The organism is Variovorax sp. 54 (assembly GCF_002754375.1).
In the GTDB taxonomy this organism is placed as follows: Bacteria; Pseudomonadota; Gammaproteobacteria; order Burkholderiales; family Burkholderiaceae_C; genus Variovorax.
In genome coordinates, this window is record NZ_PEFF01000001.1 from 4,653,554 (window position 1) to 4,676,600 (window position 23,047).

Sequence of the window (23,047 nt, forward strand, 5' to 3'; positions counted from 1 at the left end):
CGCGACCGGCCATGTCCGCCGACCTGAAATCGCTGCGCTTGTTCGTGGCCGTGTCCGACCACGGCAGCATCAGCGAAGGCGCCAAGCGCTGCCACATCGCGCTGGCGGCCGCGAGCAAGCGCATCTCCGACCTCGAAGCCCGCGCCCGGCTGCCGCTGCTGGTGCGCCATGCGCGCGGCGTCACGCTCACCTCGGCCGGCCATGGGCTGCTGCTGCATGCGCGCGCCGTGCTGTCGGCCATGGACCGGCTCGGCGCCGAGCTCGACGATTTCCAGAACGGCGTGGCGGGCGTGGTCAGCATCACGGCCAACGCCTCGACCATCGCGCAGTTTTTGCCGGCGCAGATCGGCTCGTTCCTGCGCCTGCACCCGGTGCTCAAGATCGACCTGCAGGAGCGCGCCAGCACCGAGGTGGTGAAGGCCGTGCAGGCCGGCCTCGCCGACATCGGCGTGATCGAGGGCCAGACGCCCGCCGACGGCCTCGAATGCCTGCCCTACCGCACCGACGAACTGGCCGTGGTGGTCGCGCGCGACCACCCGCTGGCGCGCCGCAAGCGCATCGACGTGGCGGAGGTGCTGCGCCACGACCATATCGTGGTGCGCGAAGGCACGGCGCTGCACCGCGTGCTGCTGGCCGCCGCGCTCGAGGCGCAGGTGCCGCTCAAGGTGCGCATGCAGGTGGGCAGCTTCGACATGGTCTGTCGCATGGTGGAGCAGGGCGTGGGCATCGGCGTGCTGCCCTATGCGGCCATCCTGCCGCAGCTGCAGATTCTCAAGCTGCGCTGCCTCAAGCTCGACGCGCCCTGGGCGCTGCGCCGCCACCTGCTGTGCGTGCGCCGCCAGCAGGAGCTCACGGCCGCCGCGCGCTCGGTGCTCGAACACCTCGGCCGTCCCGACTGAGCGGAGGCCATCGGGCGGCGAGCCTTCGCGTCGCGCGAAGGCTCGAACTCGCCAAAAACGAATTGTTCTCCTGCGGCCCTCGCGCAAAGATGCGGGCACACCAAAGGAGACACCCTTGAAGATCATCCGCGTCAGCGCCACGCCGCTGAACATCCCCGTGACCATCGACGTGGTCGGCCTGAACAAGCAGACCTCGCTGTCGCTGTGCCTCACCGAGATCGAGACCGACACCGGCCTCGTTGGCCACGGCATGACGGCCATCACCGAAGAAGAAATCATTGCCGCCGCCGTGCGCGAAGTGGCCGGCCCCGCGCTGATCGGCGAAGACCCGATGGCCACCGAGCGGCTGTGGGAGAAGCTCTACTGGCTGCTCTCGCCGCGCGGCCAGACCGGCTACGCGAGCCACACCATCGCCGCGCTCGACATCGCGCTGTGGGACCTGAAGGGCAAGGCATTGGGCCAACCGCTGTGGCGCCTGTTCGGCGGCGCGCGCGCCAAGGTGCCGGTGTACGCCACCTTCGGCTTCGGCTTCTTCGAGCGCGACCAGCTCGCCGCCGCCGCCAAGCTGTGGGTGTCGCAAGGTTTCAATCGCCTGAAGATGACCGTAGGCAACCACGCGCTGGCGCGCCGCGACGAGCCGCGCCCGCTCGACGAGGTCATTGCCGAAGACGTGCGCCGCGTGGCCGCCGTGCGCGAGGCCGTGGGCCCCGACGTGAAGCTGTACGTCGATGCCAACTGCGGCCTCGACCTGTTCCACGCCACCGAACTCGCGCACCGCATCGAACCCTACGGCATCAGCTTCTTCGAGGAGCCGCTCACGCAGAACGACGTGCGCCAGATGGCCCAGCTGCGCGCGCGCACGCGCATTCCGCTGGCCTGCGGGCAGAACGAGGGCCTGGCCTTCCGCTTTCGTGACCTGCTGGTGAACCAGGCGGCCGACGTGCTGCAGCCCAACGTGACCATCTCGGGCGGCTACTCGCAGTGCCTGAAGATCGCGGGCATGGCCGCGGCCTTCAACGTGCCGATCGACAACGGCGGCGCCTGGCCCTTCCACAACATGCACCTGCACGCGGGCGTGTCCAACGGCGGGCTGGTCGAGTACCACTACGTCGCGGTGCAGATGCTCAAGCAGATCTTCGACGGCCTGCCCGTGCCCGACCAGGGCTGGCTCACGCTGCCCGAGGCGCCGGGGCTGGGCTTCACGCCCAACGCCGAGCGCGTGCGCGAGCTCGCGAAGCTGCCGACCTCGCACGGGAAAGGCAAGGCCTGAGCGCCACCCGACGACACTTCCGACCACGACCAGGCCGCGCAGACGGCCGGCGCATCCCGACCACCACGGAGACAAGATGAACGACAGAAGAAGAGATGCCATGCGGCCATCGCGCCGGCATGCCCTGCAGGCCGCCCTGGCCCTGGCCGGCCTGCTGGCCGCCGCACCCGCCGCGTGGGCGCAGAAGTTTCCCGACAAGCCCATCCGCATCGTCGTCGGCTACTCGGCCGGCGGCGGTGTCGACGCGGTCGCGCGCATGCTCAGCGCGCGCCTGCCTGCGGTGCTGGGCCAGCAGGTGCTGGTCGAAAACCGCACCGGCGCCACCGGCCTCATCGCGGCCGACCTCGTCGCCAAGGCGCCGCCCGACGGCTACACGCTGATGATGGGCGACAGCGCCTTGCTCATCGCCAAGCTGCTGCAGCCGAAGATCGCGATCGATCCGCTGACCAGCTTCAAGCCCGTGGCCGGTGCCTTCGTGTCGCCGCTGATGATCGTCGCGGGCAACGACTTTCCGGCCAAGACGCCCGCCGAGCTCGTCAAGGAACTCAAGGCGCATCCGGGTCGTTACTCCTACGCGTCGTCGGGTGTCGGCACCGTGCAGCACTTGGGCTTCGAGATGCTCAAGCAATCCACCGGTGCGTTCGTGGTGCATGTGCCCTACCGCGGCGCGGCGCAGATCGTGCCCGACGTGGTCGGCGGCCAGGTGCCGCTGGGCGTGGTGAGCGCCACCGCTGCCATGGCGCAGTCGAAGGCCGGCAAGCTGCGCGCGCTGGCACTGCTGAACAACGCCAAGCTCGAAGGCGCCGAAGGCGTGGCACCGCTGGCCGAAGCGCTGCCGGGCTTCGACGTCGCGCCGCGCATCTTCCTGCTCGCACCGGCGGGCACGCCGAACGACGTGGTCGACAAGCTCTCGGCCGCCGTGAAGACCGTGCTCGACATGCCCGAGACGGGCACGGCTGCCGCCGCGCAAGGCACGCTGCGCGCCTACGCCACGCCGGCCCAGCTGGGCAAGGACATGGCGGAGGAAACGACGCGATGGAAACGCATCATCACGGACCAGCGCATCGTGGCGGAGGGGAACTGAGGTGACACAGCCCCATCTCGGCCTCATCGTTCCTCCCGCAGCCGGCGCCGTGCCGGTCGACGGCCCGCTGCTCTACGGCGACCGCATCCGTTTCAGCGCCAAAGGCCTGGGCCTCGGCGAAATCTCCACGCGCGGCTACACCGAGGTGATCGACTCGGTCATCGGCAAGGCGCTGGAACTCAAGGCGGAGGGCGCGAGCGCCGTCTCCCTCATGGGCACCTCGCTGAGCTTCTTTCGCGGCGTGGCCTTCACCCGCCAGCTGAAGCGCGAGATGGAACAGGCCACAGGCCTGCCCTGCACGACGATGAGCGACGCCATCCTCGCGGGCCTGCGTCACCTCAAGGTGCGGCGCGTGGCCGTCGCCACCGCCTACATCGACGAGGTCAACACGCAGCTGCGCACCTACCTCGAACAGAGCGACTTCGAACCGCTGGCGCTCGAAGGCCTGGCCATCTCCGACGTGCAGGCCGTGGGCCAGGTGTCGACTGAGGTGCTGGTCGACCTGTGCCTGAAGGTGTTCGACGACCAGCCCGGTGCCGACGGCCTCCTCATTTCGTGCGGCGGCCTCGTCACGCTCGATGCGGTGCGCGAGGTCGAGGCGCGCCTGCAGGTGCCCGTGGTGTCCAGCTCGCCCGCGGGCTTCTGGGACCTCGTGCGCACCGCGGGGCTCGATGCGCGCTCACCGGGGCAGGGACGGCTGTTCGCTTGAGTCTGCTCTGCGCGGTGTTCTTTCTGGGAGCTGCGCGGCTGTATACAGCGTAGGGGTTGGTCTTGTGCCGACCGAGAACTACTGCTTGATCTTCAGTGAGCTCGCGCTGCGCATCGACGCATCTTTGCTCTATCAACTGTTCTAACAAGGTTGCGTTCTGTTCGAGGCCAGTGATATGCCTGGATGCTTCAAGTGAAAAACGCCAAAGTTCATTTCAGCCGAATGAGTTCAATCGAATAGCATCGGACATCTAAAAAGTCTTGAAGACTACGAGAGGGCGCAGATGACCAAGCGAGATTGGGCGAGTTGGCCTGGAAGGCTCGGCAAGAAAATTGAAAGTACCAGTGGGCGCGTCGCGATTGTTTCGGGCATGGCAGCGGCAGCGGGATTGGTCCTCGCCACCCCCACAGTCTTGGCAGTTGGTGGGGTTGTAACTGTAGGAGCGCTCATCGCGGCCCTTGTTCAAAGCTTCCCGGAGAAAAAGCGTTCGATTTCTGAATTTATCGGGGGTCAATGCTCTCTGGAAGACCTTGATTCGTTGGACTTAAAAATTCCACGACTTGCAGTTGTTGGGGTCACGCAATCCGGGAAAAGCACCTTTTTGAGCACGGCGCAACAAATAAATCATGTCCATCGAAGAACGAACAAGATATACGCGGAAATAATGACCTTGCCTGGGGCTCCCGCTAAGTATGTTGCCCTTTTGGATGGTGATGGTGAGAAATACATGCAGCAATTTGAAATAGCTGCAAAGGCAGATTATCTAGTGGTCTTTGTTGATCACAATATCAGTTCTTCCAGTGGTGATTGCATTGCATCAAGACTTCGTGAGCATGAGCAATTCAAGGATCAGATGGAGCCCGTTTTGCGTCAGCGTGGAACGATTGAGAGAATTTATCTCTTGATGAATAAGCGAGATATTTGGGAGGCCGGGAGTGATGCAGCTATGGCATCAAGTTGGTTTGATGCGTTTGCAAAAGACTATTCGAAATCGGGGCTTTCAAAAACATTTGCATATTCAAATCATAGCAATAAAAATACGACAGATACCGCTGCAGTGATGCAAGATATTAGAGATTTTGTTTCTAAATGGAAAGTCATTTCATGAGCGAATCTGAAAGACTTAGCGTCGCAGGAGTCTTTGAGTACGAGTCCCCTGTGGAGTTTGTTTTAATTGCCACTATTGGCCGTCAGCGAGGGGTGGTCGCAAAATCCGTTGGCGCAAAAATAGACCTGTCAGCGTATGCTCAAAAGAATAAATCAAAATTCAGTAGAAAAAGTCATACTCCTCCAGTTTCATCCGTTTTTTTTCCGAGACTTCAGAATTTATATCCGCTGTCGGCGGATACGGAGCTAATGCCGCCTTTGGATGATGTTTTGGAAATTGATTCTCGAATGTCGGAATGTACTCTGGTGTGGCGAGGAATTGATTCTCCGTACTTTGAGCGCGAAATAGAATCCGAATTGAAATCCTGCGGGCCTGCAATCATGAAAGCGCTGGATGCTGGGTCAAGGGCGACGCTGGAGTTGATATTGGCGCCCCTCATTGCTCGATGCAATATGCAAATGCTAATGGAGCGTGAAGCTCGAATTCGTCGTGCGAGTCTTTTTTGGTTTTTTATCGCAACTCTCGGTGTTTATGCTGTCGCGGTTGTTGGGTATCTTATTTTTAGAGGGGGTGTTTTTTAATTTTAGTTATATTGTTTAGGTGTTTTATGCTGTGCCTTATTGGGGTAGGGCGTTGATTGAGGTTGGTTTGAATTTTTTTCATGATCTTCTCCGTCGGATTCGCCAGTAATTGAATTTAGCCTCAGGAGCAGGGTGCAAACATCTCCTAAGAAAGCCAGCGCCCCACGCGGGCCGTGCCGGCCAACTGCCAGACACGTTCGCACAGCGCCTTCGCTTCGTCGGTCGTCGCGCCTTCGCCGTAGTGCGCCAGGCGCTGCATCTTGTCCTCGATCTCGGCGCGGCTCAGGCTGTTGCCGGGGTCGCCCTTGGGCTCGTCGACGCGGCCGGCCAGCGTGCGGCCGTCGGCCGTGTGCACGCTGACCTTGCCGATCCAGCGCGCGGGGTAGGCGGTGTCGACCTCGTCGTCGAGCGCCATCGTCACCTTCTCGCGGAAGGCCGAGACCTCGGGAGAGAGAAAGTCGCGGTCGAACTCGCCCAGGCCCGCGCGGCCGTGCACCGCGATCAGGCCCAGCACCGTGCCCATGGAGAACTTGCCCTGGTGCACCGTGGCGGGCACCGTCACGCGGCCCAGCACGTCGATGGCGCCCTGGTGCACGTGGGTCGTGACCCGGGACACGTCGGCCGGTTGGAGCTTGTTCTGTTCCATCACCTGCAGCAGCGCGTCGGCGGCCGGGTGCGTGTGGCGGCAGGAGGCGTGGTACTTGAACGAGGTCTCGGCCAGCGTCCAGCGCGTGCCGAGGCCGTCGGTGAGCTTTGCCGGATCGGCGTCGCTCGACATGCCCACGCCCAGCCCCTGCGCGCCTTCGAGAATCTTGGCCGCGCCCGTGAAGCCGTCCTGCGCGAGGTAGGCCGACATCAGCCCGCTGGCCGCCGCGTGCGCGCAGTGCAGCTGCTTCGAGTCGGCGGCGTCGCGCAGGAATTCCCACACACCGGCCGACTGCGTGCCGGCCGAGCCGAAGGCATGCAGCATCTGCTGCGGCGACAGGTCGAGCAGGCGCCCCACCGCCGCGGCTGCCGCGAGCGTGCCCGCTGTCGCCGTGGTGTGGAAGGTGCGGTAGTGCGACCGGCCCAAAAATTCGCCGACGCGGATGCCCACCTCGTAGCCCGCGACCACGGCCGTCAGCAGCTGCGCGCCGCTGGCACCGAGGCTCTGTGCCACGGCCAGTGCGGGCGCGATGACCACGGCGGCGGGGTGGAACACCGAGCCGTTGTGCACGTCGTCCTGCTCCACGTAGTGCGAGGCCGCGGCGTTGACCATCGCCGCGAACAGCGGGGAGCTGGTGCGCCGCGAGGTGAGGATCTCGCTCGGGCCTTCAGCGGGGCCCATCATTTGCGCGAAGCGCTCGATGCTGCGTATCGGCCTCGCGGTGCGGGCCGCGAGCACGGAGCCGAGCCAGTCGAGCATCAGGTCTTCGGTGCGGCGCAGCACGGGCGCGGGAATGTCGGCGAACTTCAGCTCGGCCGCGAAGGTCGCGAGCACCTTGCTGGGGTGGTCGATGGCGTTCATGTGCAGTCCTTCAGAACGAACGAGGCAGGCCGAGCATGTGCTCCGCCACATAGCTCAGGATGAGGTTGGTCGAGATCGGCGCCACCTGGTACAGCCGCGTCTCGCGGAACTTGCGCTCGATGTCGTATTCGCACGCAAAGCCGAAGCCGCCGTGGAACTGTAGGCACGCATTGGCCGCCTCCCAGCTCGCCTTGGCCGCGAGGTACTTCGCCATGTTGGCCTGCGCGCCGCAGGGCTGGCGCGCGTCGAACAGGCGGCAGGCCTCGTAGCGCATCAGGTTGGCGGCCTCGGTCTCGATGAAGGCTTCGGCAATCGGGAACTGCACGCCCTGGTTCTGCCCGATGGGGCGGCCGAACACCACGCGGTCCTTCGTGTAGGCCGTCACCTTGTCGATGAACCAGTAGCCGTCGCCGATGCACTCGGCCGCGATCAGCGTGCGCTCGGCGTTCAGGCCATCGAGGATGTACTTGAAGCCCTGGCCTTCTTCGCCGATCAGGTTCTCCGTCGGGATCTCGAGGTTTTCGAAGAACAGCTCGTTGGTCTCGTGGTTCACCATGTTGAGGATGGGGCGCACTGTCATGCCTTTGCCGATGGCCTCGCGCAGGTCGACGATGAAGATCGACATGCCTTCCGACTTCTTCTTCACGTCCGCCAGCGGCGTGGTGCGCGCCAGCAAGATCATCAGGTCCGAATGCTGGATGCGCGAGATCCACACCTTCTGCCCGTTGATGACGTAGCGGTCGCCCTTTTTCACGGCCGTGGTCTTGATCTTCGTGGTGTCGGTGCCGGTGGTCGGCTCGGTCACGCCCATCGACTGCAGGCGCAGATCGCCGCTGGCGATCTTCGGCAGGTACTGGCGTTTTTGCGCCTCGCTGCCGTGGCGCAGCAGCGTGCCCATGTTGTACATCTGGCCGTGGCAGGCGCCCGAGTTGCCGCCGCAGCGGTTGATCTCTTCCATGATCACCGAGGCTTCGGTCAGGCCCAGGCCCGAGCCGCCGTATTCCTGCGGAATCAGCGCGGCCATCCAGCCGGCTTTGGTGAGCGCGTCGACGAACTCGGCGGGGTAGCCGCGCGCCTCGTCGACCTTGCGGAAGTACTCGTTGGGAAACTGCGCGCACAGGTCGCGCACGGCGTCGCGGATGTCGGGAAAGCGGTTGTCGGTAGCGATCATCATGTGCATCAGTCCTGGCGGGGGCCGCCTGCTTCTTTTTCGACGCGTTGCCAGATCTCGATGGCCATCGGGTCGTCGATCTCCTCGAGGATGTGGCCCACGAGGCCGATGGCGCGCGCCATCACGCCGAAGCCGCGAATGATCTTCCACGGAAAGCCGAACTCGGCCGCAATGGCTCCGATGGCGCCCGTGGCGTTGATCGGCAGCGACTTGCCCGACACGCGCTCGGCCTCTTCCTGCACCGCCTGCATCAGCGCGACGTAGTGGCTGGAGAGCCCGTTCTCCGCCGCGATCTGGAACAGGCGCGGCGTGCGCGGGTCGATCGGCTTGTGCAGCGGATGGCCCAGGCCCGGCACGATGAGCTTGCGTACGCGGTGGTCGGCCACGATGTCCTTCGCCATGTCGGCCAGCGGACGCGACGGCTTCTCGCCGAAGGGAATGGCCTCGTAGAGCATCTTCGCGGCGCCTTCGGTGCTGCCCACGAACACGCTGCCCAGCCCGCACAGGCCGGCGGCCACGGCGGCCTGCAGGGCTTCGGGCGCGCCGGCGTAGGTGAGCCGCGCGGCCAGCGCGCTCGGCGTGACGCCGTGTTCCACCAGTGTGACGACGATGGCGTTGAAGGTCACCGATTCCTGCGGCGTCGGGATGCGGCCCGTCAGCTCCAGGAAGGCCATGTCGCCCAGGTTGAGGTGGCCGAGGATTTCCGAGGGCAGGTCGCGCCCGCGCACGGTGATCTTGTCGGGCGTGCTGTGGCCGAGGTCGGTGTGCAGGGATTTCTTGATCTTTGTCATGGCCGCAAATCTATCCCCGCGCGCGCGATCGGCCACTCAGTGATTGCCAAACCCTCCCTTCCGCAATTGCGAATGCCCTGCGGCGGGGTCTTCGGGCACGCTGCGACTCGTCATTGCAACGGAAAAGAAAAGGCAGACAGCGCGATGGATTCCGACTCACTCCTGGCCGTGCGCGAAGCGGCGCTCGACTACTTCACCCGCAGCGGCGCCACCGCGCGGCGCCGCGCCCGCACCGAACGTCCGGAGGCCGACGAGGCCCAGGGTTGGGGCGAGATCGCCGCGCTCGGCTGGCCCGGCATGCTGGCGCCCGAGGCGGCCGGCGGCCTCGCGCTGGGGCTCGACGGCGCTGCAGAAATCCTGCGCGCGGCCGGCGAGCACGCGGCGCCCGAACCGCTGCTGGCGGTGGCGGGCCTGAGCGCGCTGCTGCTGGCACGGCTCGAATCGCCCGGCGCGCGTGCCTTGCTGGCCGACCTCGTCGCGGGCCGCAGCCTGCCCGCACTGGCCTGGCAGGAAAGCGCGGGCGACCTCAGCGCCGTGCCGCTGGCCTGCGGCTGCGAGTTGCGGTCCGGTCATGGGGGTGGCGTGCTGCTGCAGGGCGAAAAACTCATGGTGCTGCCCGGCGCTGCTGCCAGCGGCTGGCTGGTGTCGGCGCGCGGCGAGGACGACGCCGTGCTGCTGTGGGTGCCGCGCGGCACAGAGGGCGTGAGCGAGACGCTCGTGCCGCTGGTCGATGGCAGCCAGGCGGCCAACCTGCGCTTCGAAGAGGTCGTGCTGTCGGCCGACGCCGTGCTGGCCAGCGGGCCGGCCGCGCAGGAGGCGTTGCGCCAGGCGCTCGCCGCCGGACAAATCTTGCAGGCCGCCGAGCTGCTGGGCGCGGGGCAGGCGATGCTGGCGCAGACGCTGGCCTACCTGCGCACGCGCTCGCAGTTCGGCAAGGCCATCGGCAGCTTCCAGGCGCTGCAGCACCGCAGCGTCGACATGTTCATTCACCTCGAAGTGGCGCAGGCTACGCTCAACGATGTGCTCGCGCTGGTGGGCGACGGCACGTTGCCTGCGGACCGGCTCGAAGCCGAGGCCAGCCGCGTCAACGCACGTTGCACGGCTGCCGCGCTGCAGGCGTCGCGCGCGGCAGTGCAGCTGCACGGGGCCATCGGCTACACGCAGGAATGCGACCTGAGCCTGTTCTACAAGCGCGTGCTGTGCCTGTCGGCATGGCTGGGCAATGCCACGGCGCACCAGCGCCGGCATGCCGCGCTGACTGGCGAAGCCGAAGCTGCTGCGAGTGGTGCTGCAGCCTGGCATGGCGAGTTCCTCGCGCGCACCACCGACTGGGCCACGGTGCCCGAGGCCGAGTTCCGCCGCATGGTGCGCGGCTTCCTGCAGCAGCGCTATCCGGCGCAGTTGCGCTACCTCTCGCACCGCGCGCGCTGGAGCGAGATTCGCGAGTGGTACCTCACGCTCTCGGCGCAGGGCTGGATCGCGCCGGCCTGGCCGCAGTCGCACGGCGGCATGGGTTTGCCGGCCGACAAGCTCATCGCCTGGATCGAGGAGCTGGAGCAGCACGGCGTGGCGCGCGCGCCCGACCAGGGCATCGTGATGATCGGCCCGCTGCTCATCCAGCACGGCACGCCCGCGCAGCAGCAGCGCTTTCTGCCGCGCATCCTCAGCGGTGAGCATGTGTGGTGCCAGGGCTACTCGGAGCCCAATGCCGGCTCCGACCTGGCCGGCCTGCGCACCGAAGCGGTGGCGGGGCGCGATGCGCAGGGCGACCACTTCGTCGTCAACGGCCAGAAGATCTGGACCACGCTCGCACAAGACGCCAACCACATCTTCATGCTCGTGCGCACCGACAAGGGCGCGCGCAAGCAGGAGGGCATCAGCTTCCTGCTGTGCGACCTGCGCACGCCGGGCGTCACGGTGCGGCCCATTCACACGCTGGCGGGCGAGCCCGAGTTCTGCGAAGTGTTCTTCGACAACGTGCGCGTGCCGGCCGACCAGCTCGTGGGCCAGCTGCACGGCGGCTGGACGATCGCGAAGGCGCTGCTGGGCTTCGAGCGCATCTTCCTGGGCAGCCCCAAGCAGTCGCAGTACGCGCTGGGCCAGCTCGCGCGGCTCGGGCAGGCACGGCGGCTGTTTGCCGACCCGGTGTTCGCGCAGCGCTTCGCAGCGCTGCGGCTCGACGTGCTCGACCTGTCGGCCGCGTACACGGGTTTCGCGAACATCGTGCGTGCGGGCAAGCCGCTGCCCGCGTCGGTGTCGCTGCTGAAGATCTGGGCCAGCGAGACCTACCACCGCATCGGTGCCTTGCTGGTCGAGGCCGGCGAAGAGCAGGGCGCGGTCGCAGGCGACCAGGTGCTCGACGGCCAGAGCTTCAACGTGCTCTCGCCGCTCATCGGTTCCACCGCCGCAATGATCTACGGCGGCACGAACGAGATCCAGCGCAACATCCTCGCGCGGCAAGTTTTGGACTTGCCCGTATGAGGCTGACCCCCAGTCTTCGCGCACTTCGTGTCGCTACGCCAACCCCCTTCCAGGGGGCAACACCAGCGGCCCGGCAAAGCCGGTTCCGCGGTGTTTCGCGAACGAGCCACGTCGTCCGCGTCTTGAACCGAGTTTGAAGATCAAAAAGGAGACAACGCTCATGCAATCCCTCGAACTTTCTCGCCGCCAGCTCATGGCCGCGCTGGCGGGCAGCGCGGCGCTCGCCGCACTGCCGCACCGTGCTTTCGCGCAGCAGCAGCCGCTGCCGCCGCTCATCAAGCTGGTGGTCGGCTATTCCGCCGGCGGGCCGGTGGACGGCGCCGCGCGCCTGCTGGCGCCCGCGCTGGGCCAGGAGCTGGGCACGCAGGTGATCGTCGACAACCGGCCCGGCGCGGCCGGTTCGCTCGGCGGCAACGCGGTCGCCAAGGCGCCGCCCGATGGCGCGATGCTGTTCTTCGGCGCGAGCCCGACCATCACCATCAACCCGAACGTGCAGCGCAGCATGCCCTTCGACCCGATGAAGGACCTGATGCCCCTGGCGCCGCTGGTCGACTACACCAACGTGCTGGTGGTCAACAACGACCTGCCGGTGCGCAACGTGGGCGAGCTGCTGGCCTATGCCAAGGCCAAGCCCGGCAAGCTGTTCTACGGCTCGGCGGGCGTGGGCGCATCGAACCATCTGTGCGGTGCACTGCTCGAGAAGATGAGCGGCCTGCAGCTGACGCACGTGCCGTACAAGGGCAGCGCGCCGGCGCTGGCCGACGTGATGGCCGGCACCGTGCCGATGATGTTCGACATCATCGCGACCTCGCGGCCCTTCATCCAGTCGGGCAAGCTGCGCGCGCTGGCCGTTACTTCACGTCAGCGCAACCGCATGCTGCCCGACGTGCCGACCATGATCGAGTCGGGCGTGCCCGGCTACGACGTGGGCGGCTGGTTCGGCCTGTACGGCCCGGCGCGCATGGACCCGGCGCTGGTCGCGCGCGTGAACGCCGCGGCGCAGAAGATGCTGGCGCGCGAAGACATCGCGCACCGCCTGCGCGAGCAGGGCTACGACGTCTGGACGGGCGCACCGGAAGTGCTGGCGACCAAGGGCGTGTCGGACCGCAAGCTGTGGGCGAGCGCGTCCAAGGGCATCGAGGCGGAATAGCCGATGCAGCCATCACGCATTCATCACCTGCTCGAAGACCGCGCCACCCGCACGCCGGACGCGGTATTTTTGTACGAACTTGAGGGCACCACGACGTATGGCGCGCTGCAGGCCATGGTCGAGACCGCCGCGAACGACCTGCTCGCCGCCGGCGTGCGGCCGACCGACCGCGTGGTGCTGGTGGCCGAGAACTGTGCGGCCCACATCGCGCTGCTGCTGGCCTGCAGCCGCGTGGGCGCATGGTCGTGCGGCGTCAACGCGCGCATGTCGCCGGGCGAGATCGCGGCCATTGCCGAGCGCGCCGACGCGCGGCTGTGCGGCTTCACCACCGACGCGTCCGATGCCGCGCGCACGCACGCGCAGCGCGCGTCGGCCGTGCCGGCCACGCTGCCCGGCGTGATGTTCACCGCCGCGCGCGCCGACGCCCGCCCCGAGCCCGACCCGGCGCTGGCCGATGCCGCCGCGATCATCTTCACGTCGGGCACCTCGGGCACGCCCAAGGGCGTGATGGTGTCGCACCGCGGGCTGCTGCACTTCGGCCGCGTGTCGGCGGCGGTGCGCGCGCTCGACACGCACGACCGCGTCTACGCCTTCCTGCCGATGACCCACATCTTCGGCATCGGCACCGTGCTGATGGCCGCGCTCACGGGCGGGGCCGCGCTGGTGCTGCGCGCCAGCTTCTCGCCGGCCGACATGCTCGAGGCGCTGGCGCACGGGCAGGTGTCGAATCTGCTCGGGCCGCCCACCATGTACGCGCGGCTGCTGGCGCACATCGAGGCGCAACAGCTCGCGCCGCGCTTTCCGAATCTGCGCTACGTGTACACAGGCTCCGCGCCGCTCGACCCGGCGCTCAAGCAGCGCGTGGAGCGGCGCTTCGGCCAGCCGCTGCATTACGGCTACGGCCTGTCGGAGTACGCGGGCTCGGTGTTCCTCACGCGCACCGAGGCGCCGCGCGCCGACACCTCGGCCGGCTACGTGGTCGAGGGCGGCGAGGGGCGCATCGTCACGGCCGAGGGCACCGAAGCCGCACCCGGCGACACCGGCGAGATCTGGCTGCGCGGCCCGGGCCTGATGCTGGGCTACTTCCGCGACGCGGCCGCCACCGCGCAGGTGATGCGCCCGGGCGGCTGGTACGCCACCGGCGACCTCGGCCGCTTCGACGCCGACGGTGCGCTGTTCGTGGTGGGGAGGCTCAAGGAAATGATCATCCGCTCGGGCTTCAACGTGTACCCGGCCGAGGTCGAGGCGGTGATCGGCCGCTTCGCCGGCGTGCACCTGTGCGCCGTGGTCGGCGTGCCCGAGGCCGACGGCAACGAGCAGATCGTCGCCTTCGTCCAGCTGAACCCCGGCGCGTCGCTCGACGAGGCGGCGCTGCGCGCGCACCTGGTCGAGCACCTGTCGCCCTACAAGCGGCCCGCGCGCATCGAGGTGATCGACGCGATGCCGACCACGGCCAACGGCAAGCTGCTCAAGCGGGAACTGCAGGCGCGGGCTCGGCGGCCCTGAGGCCCACGGGCGGACGTAGGCTGGCTCCTACACACGGCGGTCGGGGCCGGGGCCGATACTCGGAGGCTTCTTCTCCCGTTCGATCCAGAAAGTCCGCCGTGACCGTGCCTCCCTTCATTTCCCGCGCCGCCTGCCGTGTCCACCCGGCAACTCCCTTCGCGGGCAGGCGGGCATGAAGGCCGCACCCAGCGCACGCAGCTGGATCGCGGCCGGCGTGCGGCACGAACTGCTCACGCGCGCCTTGCCGGCCCTGCGGCACGACATGACAGCACCCGTTTCGGTGATCCGCATGGCGGTGCTGATGCTCAAGCGCCAGGTGGCGGCCGACCCCGTCGACCCCGCCGCCTGCGAGGAGCGGGTGAACCTCATCGACAACCAGGTCTCCGAGCTCGTGGGCGCGATCCGCTCGCTGCGCGACTGGGAACTGGCCACCACCGACGACGGCATCACGCGCGGCGCACTGGTGGCGCAATGCATGACGCTGATGCGTTCGGCCTTCGACCTGCACGGCGTGGCGCTCGAGGTCGATGACGCGCTCGCCCCGCAGGACGACGAACCGCGCCGGCCCAACGCCGCTGCGCTGCGCTACCTGTTCCTCGGCGCGCTGGGGTATCTGCACGACGGCGTGGACGAAGCCGGCGCCATCCGCATCGAGGCCGACGGTGCCGACGGGCTGCGCCTGAGCGCGGGGCCGCGCGAGGCGGGCGGTGCGTCCGCCGTGCTCGACGCACACCGGGCGCCGCGCGCGCTGGCCATCGACGCCGTCGCGCTGCAGAGCCTGGCCGAAGACATGGGCTACGCCGTGGTCATCGCACCCGACAGCGTGCGCTTCGCGCTGGCGGCCCCCGCGGGGTGAGCGGGCCGGCGGGCACGATGGTTGCTGGCACCGAAGCCTGAGCTTCCTTTTTTCTTTTCCTCCTCTTTCGCGAGTTTCCCCATGACGCTGTCTTCTCTCTCTCGGGCCTCTTCCTGCGGCCGCTGGCTGTCGCTCGGCGCCGTCGCGCTGCTGGCCACGGCCTGCGCCTCCACCGACCCGCGCGCGCCGTCGGCCACGGCCACGGCCGCGGTGCCGCCCATCAAGGTGAAGGTGTTCGTCGCCGCCATGTTCGAGATCGGCCAGAACACCGGCGACCGCGCCGGTGAGTTCCAGTACTGGTACGAGCGCTACTGGAAGGGCGCCAAGCCCATGGCCGTGCCCGGCGCACTGCAGCCGGTGTACTGCAACACCGACGGCGTGTGCGGCGCGGTGCTGGGCATGGGCAAGGTCAACTCGTCGTCCTCGATGCAGGCCATCCTGCTGAACCCGCAGCTCGACTTCTCGCAGGCCTACTACGTGATCTCCGGCGTGGCCGGCACGCCGCCGCAGCGCGGCACCATCGGCGAGGTGAGCTGGGCCACCTGGCTCGTCGACTACGACCTCGGCCATCGCTGGGCGCCCGAAGAGAACAAGCCCGGCGAACCCACCTTCATGCCGCGCAAGGGCTACGAGGAGTACCGCCGCTTCAAGCTCAACCCCGACCTCGTCGGCTGGGCCATGAAGCTGTCGGCCGACACGCCGCTCAAGGATTCGGAATCAGCCCGCAAATACCGCCTGCGCTACCCCGATGCCGCCGCACGCCGCGCCCCCTTCGTGGGCACCGGCACGCACATGACGGGCGACACCTTCTTCCACGGCCCCGGCATGTCGAAGCAGGCGCAGTACATCGCCAAGCTCTACGGCGCCGACGACTACGTGATCACCGAAATGGAAGCCGCCGCCATCACCCTCGTGATCCAGCGCACCCACGGCACCGACCGCGTGATGAGCCTGCGCGGCGCGGTCAACTTCGACCAGGGCAACCCGAAGGAAACCACGCTGCAGCACCTGGACCCGGCACCGGGCGAGACGGCGGGTGGCTTTGCCGAGACGGTGGAGAACATCGCGCTGGTGGGCACGCGCGTGGTCGATCACATCGTGAAGAACTGGCCCACGTGGTCGGCAGGCGTGCCCAAGCCCTGAAGACCGTCAGGGCTGCAGCACCGGCTGCAGATGCCACGTCACGTTGAAGTCGAACGGCGTCCAGCGGCTCACCGTGACGCCCGCCTGCCGCAGGCCGCGACCGGTCCAGGTGTTGCAGGTCTCGAACAGGTGGTAGCTGCCCTGGGCTTCGTAGAAGGCATCGTCGCTCGCGTAGTGCGCGCCCGCGATCGGCACCGCGTGGCCTGAGGGCAGCGTGGAACGCACGTGGGCCACGAGCTGCGCGTACTGCGCCTGCGAGAGCGGCAACTTGTAGGCCCCGCGCCGCAGCTGCGCGCGCTGCAGGTAGGTCACGTGCAGCAGCGAGCGGTTGCCGCCCGACAGCGCCCCGAAGGCGCGCGCCGCCGTGAGGTCGGCCCAGGTCGGCGTGTGCAGATAGAACTCGCGGTCGCCCCAGCCGATGGCGACGAACTCGGCATCGGGCGGCGGCGCCTTGAAGTCGGACAGCGGAAAGAGCTGCTGCCAGTCGACGGTGGCCGAGCGCACCGGAAACACCAGGTCGGTGTGCACACCGTTGCTCAGCACCCAGGCTTCGACGGCCGAAGGCTCGGTCGGTGGCTTCGTGTTTGCCGGCAAGAAGACCAGCGCGCAAGCCACCGCCACGTACAGCGCGATGGCGAGCAGCAACCCCAGCAGGGTGAAGGCGATGCGTCGCAGCCAGCGTCGGACCATGGGGGTGTCAGAAGAGCGAAGCCGTGGTCGCCACCGGCTCCGCGCTGCGGGCGCTTGTGGCGGGCGCCAGCGCCTCGGGGCTGCCGGCCTTGGCCAGCGCCCCCACGCGCACGCCCAAGAGGCGCAGCGGCCGTTCCAGCGGCACGCGCTTGAGGCACTGGCCGCCGATCTGGCGGATGGTCTTGCCGTCGTCGGTGAAGCGGTCGATGGTCTGGTCGCGCGTGGCGATCTTGAAGTCGTCGTAGCGCAGCTTGATGCCGATGGTCTTGCCCACGTAGCCTTTGCGCTGCAGGTCTTCGGCCAGCTTCTCGCACAGGTGGGTGAAGATCGCGCCCAGCTCGGCGCGGTCGCGCACGGCGTGCAGGTCGCGCTCGAAGGTGGTTTCGCGGCTCATCGACACGGGCTCGCTCTCGGTCACCACGGGGCGGTTGTCGCGGCCCCAGGCCACGTCGTGCATCCACGCGCCGGTGGCCTTGCCGAAGGTGTCGATGAGCCAGCCGCGCTCGCGTGCCGCGAGCTGGCCCACGGTCTCGATGCCGAAGCGCTTGAGTTTTTCGTCGGCCTTCGGACCGATGCCGTTCACCTTGCGGCAGGGCAGGGGCCAGATGCGGGTTTCGAGATCGTGTTCGTAGACCACCGAGATGCCGTTGGGCTTCTCGAACTCGCTCGCCATTTTGGCGATGAGCTTGTTGGGCGCCACGCCGATGGAGCAGGTCAGGCCGGTGGCGTCGAAGATGGCTTTCTGGATCAGCCGCGCCAGCGAGCGCCCGCCGTCGCGCTGGCCGCCGGGCACGTCGGTGAAGTCGATGTACACCTCGTCCACGCCGCGGTCTTCCATGAGCGGCGCGACCTCCAGAATGACCTGCTTGAAGGCGCGTGAGAAGCGCCGGTACTCGTCGAAGTCGACCGGCAGGATGAGTGCCTGCGGGCACAGCTTGGCGGCCTTCATGAGCCCCATGGCCGAGCCGATGCCGAACTGCCGTGCGGGGTAGGTGGCGGTGGTGATCACGCCGCGCCCCGTGTAGTCCTTCAGCCGCGGAAAGGCCTCGATCGGAATGTCGGCCAGCGTGGCGCCCTCGGGCAGCTCGCGGATCGCCTCGTCCACGCGGCGCCGGCCGCCGCCGATCACCACCGGCAGGCCCTTGAGCTGCGGATAGCGCAGCAGCTCGACGGACGCGTAGAACGCGTCCATGTCGAGGTGGGCAATGCGGCGGATCGGAGGGGCCGGGGGCGGCGCGGGCTGGGAACTCACGGTGACGATTGTCTCGCTCTCGCGGCATGTTCGCCTGCGCCCGTGTCGCGTGCAAGAATGCGGCGCAATTCCAGTCCCCCGAGAGGGACGACGAGGGTGCATTGGCACGCGCAACGCGCCGGATGCAGATGGACAACGGCCAGCCGGCCCGACACTTTTTCCTCACGAACCACGATGCGCTTCGAATTGATCGACCACCTCACCACGGTCTATTTCGGCCAGGACGCCGACCTTCTTTTCGGCGACACCGGCGCCGAGATCATGGCCTCGTACCGCGAATCGAGCACCGAGGCCGAACTGGCCGCGCTGCGTGCCGAGATTGCCGACTACATCGGCTCGCACGACGACCTGGAGGCGGCGTTTGCGCGCGACTTCTCGCGCGGCTACGTGCCTGAAGACTTCGGCACGTCGGCCAAGCAGTTTCTCGACAGCGTGCGGGCGGCGGTGCAGTAGGGGCGGCGCTGGTTCAACGCGACTCGACCGTCACCAAGAGCGGCGAGTCGAACATCGCCACCGGCGAGATCACCGGCTCGTCCATGGGCACCATGTCGCCATAGCGCTCGCGCATCTTGGCGCGCACCGCTGGGTCGCCGAGGTTGAAGCTGCGGATCTTCTGCAGCTCGCCGATGCGCACGCCCAGCGCGCGGTCGTAGAGCTTCCACACCAGTTCCGAGCAGTAGATGCGCGAATCCGACCATTCGAAAGTCAGGTCGTACGGGCGGCCTGCGAAGTCCGAGGTGCGCGCATGCAGGCGCGCCACGGCGCCGGGCGTGAGCCGCGTGTCGGCGTCGCGCAGCCGCTTCACCACGTAGCGCCCGCCGTTGCCGCGCGCGGTCCATTGCGCCAGCGGCGTGTAGCGCACCGTCGAGACGGCCTCGAACACGTAGGGTTTGCCCTCTCGCAGCAGCACGACGCCCATGTGGCTGTAGCGCGAGCCGGTGGCGCGCTGCACGGCGACGCTTTGTGCCGAGCGCGAGGTGTGGAAGATGATGTCGCCGTCTTTCAAGGCGGTGGCCGCATGGCCGGCGCCCACTGGCAGAAGGGCAAGAAGGGTAGACAGCAACGGATAAAGGGCTTTCGACATGCAGGGCATTTTGCGGGATGCCGCTTGCGCCCCGCGGCATGCCGGTGCCATGATCCGCGCCATATGCAAACCGTCGCCTCCATCCTCTGGCGCAGGCTCGATGCACCGGGCCACGATGCCTGTCGCCTCGAACGCAACGCCTCGGCCTGGCAGCTCGACGGCGCCGCGGTGTTCCGCACCGAAGGCGGGCGCATCGCGCAGCTGCACTACCGCGTGCGCTGCGACCTGCTCTGGCACACGCAATGGGGCACGGTGCGCGGCTGGCTCGGCGAGTCGGCCATCGACCTGTCGATCACGCGCGATGCGCACGGCCACTGGAAGCTCAACGACGAAGCCGTGTCCGACATGTCGCACTGCGTCGACCTCGACCTGGGCTTCACGCCTGCCACCAACCTGCTGCAACTGCGCCGCCTGAATCTCGCAACGGGCGAAAGCGCCGATGCGCCAGCGGCCTGGGTCGATGTGGAAGACGGCGGGCTCAGCGAGCTGATGCAGCGCTATGAACGGCGCAGCGACAGCACGTATGCGTACGAGGCCAAGCGCTTCGACTATGCGGAGGTGCTGGGGGTCACGGCGGAAGGCTTCGTGAGCGACTATCCGCGGCTCTGGCGCGCGGAGGACTGACCCGTTGTTTGGCGTTGTCGGGCGCTGCGCCTGAACGCAGCGGCATGGGCTTTCTGAGTTTCGCCTTCAACGCGGCCACCGTGGTGCTGCTGATGGTCGGCGTCGTGATCGTCGGCGTCGTCCTGCTGCGGGTCTTCGGGGCGCTGGAGCGGCGGATGAGCTCCCCGACGGCCGGGCGTGTCTTCAAGTTCACGGGCTACTTCACGTTGGCGACCTGCGTGGTCGCGCTCGTGGGCGGCTTCGTTCTCTACGTGACGCGCGCGCCGGACCCCGCGGAACTCGAGCGGGGCATGGCCAAGCTCTTCACCTACCCGTCGAACCGCATCCGCATCGATCTGAACGAGGTCAGCGACGCGCAGCGCCAGGAACTGGTGCGCGCACTGCAGCCGCTGCTGACGAGCACATCGCGCGAGTTCTACCAACGCGTCACCACGCGCCGCGGCGGCTACGGCGTGAAGGCGACGCTGCCGAGCTACTACCGCCTGACCGCCGATCGCCTGGAGATCGCCACGGGCGAGAGCTTCGGCAGCGGCAGGACGCTGCCCCCGCTGTTTCCGCAGGTGCTGGCGCATGCGGCCAACGCGGCCACCGTGCCGGCGCTGCCTCCCGCGATCGACGCACGGATCGTGGCGGGCGACCACGAACCGGTCCCGCTGTCGCTGCTGTCGAAGACCGCCGAGCTGATGGTGCTCACGCGCCAGACGCTGCAGGGCACGCAACCCTTGCCCGCGCCCTGCTTGATGGCGATCCAGGCGCAGGTGCCCACCGATCACTTCGAATGGCTCTTCGGGGCCGACCGGAACGGCCTGGGCAAGGACGTGCGCCTGCAGGTGAACGCCGTGCCCGGCGTGCTGCCGGCCGGCGAGTACGAACTGCGCCAGCTGACACTGCTGGGCTCCGAGCGCCGGCGCGTGCTCTGGGAACGCGCCGCCGCGCAGGGGCATGTCGCCGTGCAGCTGGGCCTGGCGCCTGTCGGCCTGCGCGAGAGCCCCGGCTGCGAGGCCCGCCTGCTCAAGCAGCTCGACCGCGCATGGACCGTGACGGCGTTGCGCAACGTGTCGCCGGCGCTGGCCAGCGCGGTGAAGCAGGTCGACATCGAACAGCGCCCGTCGCGCTTCAGCCCCTGGTACGCGGGCTTCGGCTGGACGGCCGCGCAGCCTTAGTCGAACTGCGCCCGCGCCCCCGCCACCAGCGCGCGGTTGCGCCGCCGGTCGGCGGCAATCTCCTGCGCGAAGTCGTCGATGCTCCCGCCGGCCGGCAGGTTGTAGGCCTCGCGCAAACGCGCGCGCAGCGGGTCGCCTTGCAGCAGCCGGTTGATCTCGGCGTTGAGGCGCTGCACCACCGCCACCGGCGTACGCGCCGGCGCGAAGATGCCGAACAGCGAATCGCGGTTCGCCTTCTCGTAGCCCAGCTCCGCGAGCGTAGGCACCGCAGGCAGCGCCTCGATGCGCGCGGGCGCACCGACGGCCAGCGCCTGCAGCCGGCCGCCCTCGATGTACTGCAGCTGCTGCGCCGCGACGTTGGTCGACAGCACCTCGAACTGCCCGCCGAGCGCGTCGTTGAGCTGCGGACCACCGCCCTGGTAGGGGATGTGCGTGATGTCGGTGCGGCTTTGCAGGCGCACCTGCGCCAGCACCATGTGGCCGATGGTCGCCACGCCCGAGGTGGCCCAGCGCACCGCGCCCGGCTGGCGGCGCGCCAGCGCGATCAGTTCGCCAAAGCCGCGGCCCGCGAAGGCCGGCGTGCCGACGACGAGCACCGGTGTGCGCATCACGCTGGCCACGGGCGCGAAGGCGCGCAGCGGGTCGTAGGGCGCGCGCGCTAGCAGCGGGTGCAGGGTGAGCGGGCTGATGGCGGAAAAGGCCAGCGTGTGGCCGTCGGGCGTGGCGCGTGCGAGCGCGTCCATGCCCAGACTGCCGCCCGCGCCGGCGCGGTGTTCGATGAGCACCGGCACGCCCAGCGACTGCGCCAGCGGCTCGGCCAGCGCACGCGCCATGCCGTCGCTCACGCCGCCCGGCGGATAGACGACGATCAGGCGCACCGGGCGGCTGGGCCAGGGCAAAGACGCGTGCGACAGATGCGGCAACGCGCACGCCACCGCGAAGCCGATGCGTTGCAGGAAGTGGCGGCGCAACAGCGGCACGGTCATGCGACGGGCTTCCCCTCGGCCAGCCCGCGCAGCAGCGCCGCGAAGTGCCGTGCCGGCAGGTTGTCTTCGTCCGCGCGCGACACCAGCGTGAGCGGCGCGTCGAGCTGGCCGCCATCGGCCAGCCGCGTGTAGGCGATGGCGTGCGCGTGCACGCCGGTCATCGAGGTCGGCACCACCGACAGGCCGACGCCCGCGGCCACGAGGTTCAGGTTGGTCATCATGCGATCGACTTCGGCCACCACGCGCGGGCGCAGGCCCTGCGCGTGGCACAGCGCGAGCAGCTCGGCATAGAGGCCGGGCGCGCCCGGGCGGCGCACGAGGATGATGCCTTCTTCGCAGAGCTTCGACAGCGACAGTGGCTTCGCCGGCTTCTTGCCATTGGCAGCAGTTGCGAAGCGGTGGTCGCTCGGCATCGCGACCCACACCGGCTCGCGCAGCAGCGTCTCGAACACCAGCCCCTCGGGCCGCGCCACCGGCACGCGCAACAGGCCGCAGTGCAGCCGGCCGGCTGCCAGCGCCTCGGTGAGTTCGGCGGCGTTGTCTTCGCGCAGCTGCAGCTCCACGCCGGGGTGCGCGCGGCGGAACGCGCGCAGCGCCTCGGGCATGAAGCGGTGCGCGGCCGCCGAGCTGGTGAAGCCGACCGCGAGCGTGCCGGTCTGGCCCTGGGCCACGCGTGCCATGCGCTGCTTCATGGCCTCCATGTCCTGCAGCATGCGCAGCGCCTCGGCCTGGAACAGCCGGCCGGCGTCGGTGAGTGCCACGCCGCGCGGATGGCGCTTGAACAGCAGCACGCCCAGCTCGCGCTCCAGCGCCTTGATCTGCAGGCTCAGCGGCGGCTGCTGGATGCCCAGCTGCTCGGCGGCGCGCGTCATGTGGCCGGTGCCGGCCACGGCCACGAAGTACCTCAGGGCGCGTATGTCCATATGTTTTTTGTATTGAATAGGCCTTGTTATTTTATTTGACCCTAGGTCACACGGAATCTATCGTCCGGC

At 68.0% G+C, this 23,047-nt stretch carries 22 protein-coding genes; 14 read left to right on the forward strand and 8 right to left on the reverse strand.

What is annotated here, in order from left to right:
* The first annotated feature begins 11 nt into the window (after positions 1 to 11).
* The 6 genes from CLU95_RS21500 (at position 12) to CLU95_RS30720 (ending at position 5,651) form a co-directional block, all read left to right on the forward strand.
* Positions 12 to 899 (forward strand): LysR family transcriptional regulator, encoded by an 888-nt coding sequence (locus CLU95_RS21500; RefSeq protein WP_099795466.1) that lies wholly within the window; start codon positions 12 to 14, stop codon positions 897 to 899.
* Positions 900 to 1,014: 115 nt separating this feature from the next.
* The gene (locus CLU95_RS21505; protein ID WP_099795467.1) at positions 1,015 to 2,169 is read left to right on the forward strand and encodes a mandelate racemase/muconate lactonizing enzyme family protein; all 1,155 of its coding nucleotides are present in this window, start codon (positions 1,015 to 1,017) and stop codon (positions 2,167 to 2,169) included.
* Positions 2,170 to 2,269: 100 nt separating this feature from the next.
* Positions 2,270 to 3,253, forward strand: coding sequence for a Bug family tripartite tricarboxylate transporter substrate binding protein (locus CLU95_RS21510; protein WP_257214691.1), 984 nt, complete (start codon positions 2,270 to 2,272; stop codon positions 3,251 to 3,253).
* 1 nt (position 3,254) lies between these two features.
* Positions 3,255 to 3,962 (forward strand): aspartate/glutamate racemase family protein, encoded by a 708-nt coding sequence (locus tag CLU95_RS21515; RefSeq protein WP_099795469.1) that lies wholly within the window; start codon positions 3,255 to 3,257, stop codon positions 3,960 to 3,962.
* Between the two features lie 283 nt (positions 3,963 to 4,245).
* Positions 4,246 to 5,070, forward strand: a complete 825-nt coding sequence (locus tag CLU95_RS30715) for a hypothetical protein (protein WP_143606029.1) — start codon at positions 4,246 to 4,248, stop codon at positions 5,068 to 5,070.
* On the forward strand, positions 5,067 to 5,651 hold the full coding sequence (locus CLU95_RS30720; protein ID WP_143606030.1) for a hypothetical protein: 585 nt from the start codon (positions 5,067 to 5,069) through the stop codon (positions 5,649 to 5,651). The genes CLU95_RS30715 and CLU95_RS30720 overlap by 4 nt, the downstream gene beginning before the upstream one ends.
* A gap of 145 nt (positions 5,652 to 5,796) precedes the next feature.
* Here the strand turns inward: CLU95_RS30720 and CLU95_RS21520 are convergent, their stop codons facing one another.
* Genes CLU95_RS21520 through CLU95_RS21530 form a run of 3 tightly spaced genes read right to left on the reverse strand, consistent with a single transcriptional unit; the run spans position 5,797 to position 9,120 of the window.
* Positions 5,797 to 7,158: an MmgE/PrpD family protein gene (locus CLU95_RS21520; protein ID WP_099795470.1), complete on the reverse strand. Its 1,362-nt coding sequence runs from the start codon at positions 7,156 to 7,158 to the stop codon at positions 5,797 to 5,799.
* Positions 7,159 to 7,168: 10 nt separating this feature from the next.
* Positions 7,169 to 8,332, reverse strand: coding sequence for an acyl-CoA dehydrogenase family protein (locus CLU95_RS21525; protein ID WP_180288655.1), 1,164 nt, complete (start codon positions 8,330 to 8,332; stop codon positions 7,169 to 7,171).
* Between the two features lie 5 nt (positions 8,333 to 8,337).
* Entirely contained in the window at positions 8,338 to 9,120 is a 783-nt protein-coding gene (locus tag CLU95_RS21530) for a citryl-CoA lyase (protein ID WP_099795471.1), read from the reverse strand.
* A 144-nt stretch (positions 9,121 to 9,264) separates the two neighbouring features.
* Between CLU95_RS21530 and CLU95_RS21535 the strand changes: the two genes are divergently transcribed.
* The 5 genes from CLU95_RS21535 (at position 9,265) to CLU95_RS21560 (ending at position 16,256) form a co-directional block, all read left to right on the forward strand.
* Positions 9,265 to 11,601 (forward strand): acyl-CoA dehydrogenase, encoded by a 2,337-nt coding sequence (locus CLU95_RS21535; RefSeq protein ID WP_099795472.1) that lies wholly within the window; start codon positions 9,265 to 9,267, stop codon positions 11,599 to 11,601.
* Between the two features lie 160 nt (positions 11,602 to 11,761).
* Entirely contained in the window at positions 11,762 to 12,751 is a 990-nt protein-coding gene (locus CLU95_RS21545; protein ID WP_099795473.1) for a Bug family tripartite tricarboxylate transporter substrate binding protein, read from the forward strand.
* Positions 12,752 to 12,754: 3 nt separating this feature from the next.
* On the forward strand, positions 12,755 to 14,257 hold the full coding sequence (locus CLU95_RS21550) for a class I adenylate-forming enzyme family protein (protein ID WP_099795474.1): 1,503 nt from the start codon (positions 12,755 to 12,757) through the stop codon (positions 14,255 to 14,257).
* A 172-nt stretch (positions 14,258 to 14,429) separates the two neighbouring features.
* Positions 14,430 to 15,113, forward strand: coding sequence for a hypothetical protein (locus CLU95_RS21555; protein WP_099795475.1), 684 nt, complete (start codon positions 14,430 to 14,432; stop codon positions 15,111 to 15,113).
* Positions 15,114 to 15,194: 81 nt separating this feature from the next.
* Entirely contained in the window at positions 15,195 to 16,256 is a 1,062-nt protein-coding gene (locus CLU95_RS21560; protein WP_099795476.1) for a purine-nucleoside phosphorylase, read from the forward strand.
* A gap of 6 nt (positions 16,257 to 16,262) precedes the next feature.
* Here the strand turns inward: CLU95_RS21560 and CLU95_RS21565 are convergent, their stop codons facing one another.
* Both CLU95_RS21565 and CLU95_RS21570 read right to left on the reverse strand, forming a co-directional pair.
* Positions 16,263 to 16,946 (reverse strand): TIGR02117 family protein, encoded by a 684-nt coding sequence (locus CLU95_RS21565; RefSeq protein WP_099795477.1) that lies wholly within the window; start codon positions 16,944 to 16,946, stop codon positions 16,263 to 16,265.
* Between the two features lie 7 nt (positions 16,947 to 16,953).
* Entirely contained in the window at positions 16,954 to 18,138 is a 1,185-nt protein-coding gene (locus CLU95_RS21570) for a Y-family DNA polymerase (RefSeq protein ID WP_099795478.1), read from the reverse strand.
* Between the two features lie 234 nt (positions 18,139 to 18,372).
* Here CLU95_RS21570 and CLU95_RS21575 point away from each other — a divergent pair, with 234 nt between their 5' ends.
* Positions 18,373 to 18,651 carry a contact-dependent growth inhibition system immunity protein gene (locus tag CLU95_RS21575; RefSeq protein WP_099795479.1) on the forward strand — a complete coding sequence of 93 codons (279 nt, stop codon included), beginning with the start codon at positions 18,373 to 18,375 and terminating at the stop codon, positions 18,649 to 18,651.
* Positions 18,652 to 18,664: 13 nt separating this feature from the next.
* On the opposite strand, the gene CLU95_RS21580 is transcribed toward CLU95_RS21575, so the two are convergent.
* Positions 18,665 to 19,282: a YiiX family permuted papain-like enzyme gene (locus CLU95_RS21580; protein WP_257214692.1), complete on the reverse strand. Its 618-nt coding sequence runs from the start codon at positions 19,280 to 19,282 to the stop codon at positions 18,665 to 18,667.
* Positions 19,283 to 19,345: 63 nt separating this feature from the next.
* On the opposite strand from CLU95_RS21580, the gene CLU95_RS21585 reads away from it, so the two are divergent.
* Both CLU95_RS21585 and CLU95_RS21590 read left to right on the forward strand, forming a co-directional pair.
* Positions 19,346 to 19,906, forward strand: a complete 561-nt coding sequence (locus CLU95_RS21585; protein ID WP_099795481.1) for a putative glycolipid-binding domain-containing protein — start codon at positions 19,346 to 19,348, stop codon at positions 19,904 to 19,906.
* Positions 19,907 to 19,950: 44 nt separating this feature from the next.
* Complete coding sequence (locus CLU95_RS21590; RefSeq protein WP_099795482.1) at positions 19,951 to 21,069, forward strand: hypothetical protein; 1,119 nt, start codon at positions 19,951 to 19,953, stop codon at positions 21,067 to 21,069.
* On the opposite strand, the gene CLU95_RS21595 is transcribed toward CLU95_RS21590, so the two are convergent.
* Together CLU95_RS21595 and CLU95_RS21600 are read right to left on the reverse strand one after the other, a co-directional pair.
* Positions 21,066 to 22,055 carry a Bug family tripartite tricarboxylate transporter substrate binding protein gene (locus CLU95_RS21595; protein WP_099795483.1) on the reverse strand — a complete coding sequence of 330 codons (990 nt, stop codon included), beginning with the start codon at positions 22,053 to 22,055 and terminating at the stop codon, positions 21,066 to 21,068. The genes CLU95_RS21590 and CLU95_RS21595 overlap by 4 nt on opposite strands.
* The gene (locus CLU95_RS21600; protein WP_099795484.1) at positions 22,052 to 22,978 is read right to left on the reverse strand and encodes a LysR family transcriptional regulator; all 927 of its coding nucleotides are present in this window, start codon (positions 22,976 to 22,978) and stop codon (positions 22,052 to 22,054) included. The genes CLU95_RS21595 and CLU95_RS21600 overlap by 4 nt, the downstream gene beginning before the upstream one ends.
* Between the last annotated feature and the right edge of the window lie 69 nt (positions 22,979 to 23,047).

Bases quoted from the DNA above. Each gene is read 5' to 3' on its own strand.
- CLU95_RS21560 (WP_099795476.1), top strand. From the start codon at position 15,195: ATGACGCTGTCTTCTCTCTCTCGGGCCTCTTCCTGCGGCCGCTGGCTG.
- CLU95_RS21500 (WP_099795466.1), top strand. From the start codon at position 12: ATGTCCGCCGACCTGAAATCGCTGCGCTTGTTCGTGGCCGTGTCCGAC.
- CLU95_RS21535 (WP_099795472.1), top strand. From the start codon at position 9,265: ATGGATTCCGACTCACTCCTGGCCGTGCGCGAAGCGGCGCTCGACTAC.
- CLU95_RS21530 (WP_099795471.1), bottom strand. From the start codon at position 9,120: ATGACAAAGATCAAGAAATCCCTGCACACCGACCTCGGCCACAGCACG.
- CLU95_RS30720 (WP_143606030.1), top strand. From the start codon at position 5,067: ATGAGCGAATCTGAAAGACTTAGCGTCGCAGGAGTCTTTGAGTACGAG.
- CLU95_RS21510 (WP_257214691.1), top strand. From the start codon at position 2,270: ATGCGGCCATCGCGCCGGCATGCCCTGCAGGCCGCCCTGGCCCTGGCC.
- CLU95_RS21565 (WP_099795477.1), bottom strand. From the start codon at position 16,946: ATGGTCCGACGCTGGCTGCGACGCATCGCCTTCACCCTGCTGGGGTTG.
- CLU95_RS21555 (WP_099795475.1), top strand. From the start codon at position 14,430: ATGAAGGCCGCACCCAGCGCACGCAGCTGGATCGCGGCCGGCGTGCGG.
- CLU95_RS21585 (WP_099795481.1), top strand. From the start codon at position 19,346: ATGCAAACCGTCGCCTCCATCCTCTGGCGCAGGCTCGATGCACCGGGC.
- CLU95_RS21600 (WP_099795484.1), bottom strand. From the start codon at position 22,978: ATGGACATACGCGCCCTGAGGTACTTCGTGGCCGTGGCCGGCACCGGC.
- CLU95_RS21590 (WP_099795482.1), top strand. From the start codon at position 19,951: ATGGGCTTTCTGAGTTTCGCCTTCAACGCGGCCACCGTGGTGCTGCTG.
- CLU95_RS21580 (WP_257214692.1), bottom strand. From the start codon at position 19,282: ATGTCGAAAGCCCTTTATCCGTTGCTGTCTACCCTTCTTGCCCTTCTG.
- CLU95_RS21550 (WP_099795474.1), top strand. From the start codon at position 12,755: ATGCAGCCATCACGCATTCATCACCTGCTCGAAGACCGCGCCACCCGC.
- CLU95_RS21575 (WP_099795479.1), top strand. From the start codon at position 18,373: ATGCGCTTCGAATTGATCGACCACCTCACCACGGTCTATTTCGGCCAG.
- CLU95_RS21595 (WP_099795483.1), bottom strand. From the start codon at position 22,055: ATGACCGTGCCGCTGTTGCGCCGCCACTTCCTGCAACGCATCGGCTTC.
- CLU95_RS21525 (WP_180288655.1), bottom strand. From the start codon at position 8,332: ATGATGATCGCTACCGACAACCGCTTTCCCGACATCCGCGACGCCGTG.
- CLU95_RS30715 (WP_143606029.1), top strand. From the start codon at position 4,246: ATGACCAAGCGAGATTGGGCGAGTTGGCCTGGAAGGCTCGGCAAGAAA.
- CLU95_RS21520 (WP_099795470.1), bottom strand. From the start codon at position 7,158: ATGAACGCCATCGACCACCCCAGCAAGGTGCTCGCGACCTTCGCGGCC.
- CLU95_RS21570 (WP_099795478.1), bottom strand. From the start codon at position 18,138: ATGGACGCGTTCTACGCGTCCGTCGAGCTGCTGCGCTATCCGCAGCTC.
- CLU95_RS21545 (WP_099795473.1), top strand. From the start codon at position 11,762: ATGCAATCCCTCGAACTTTCTCGCCGCCAGCTCATGGCCGCGCTGGCG.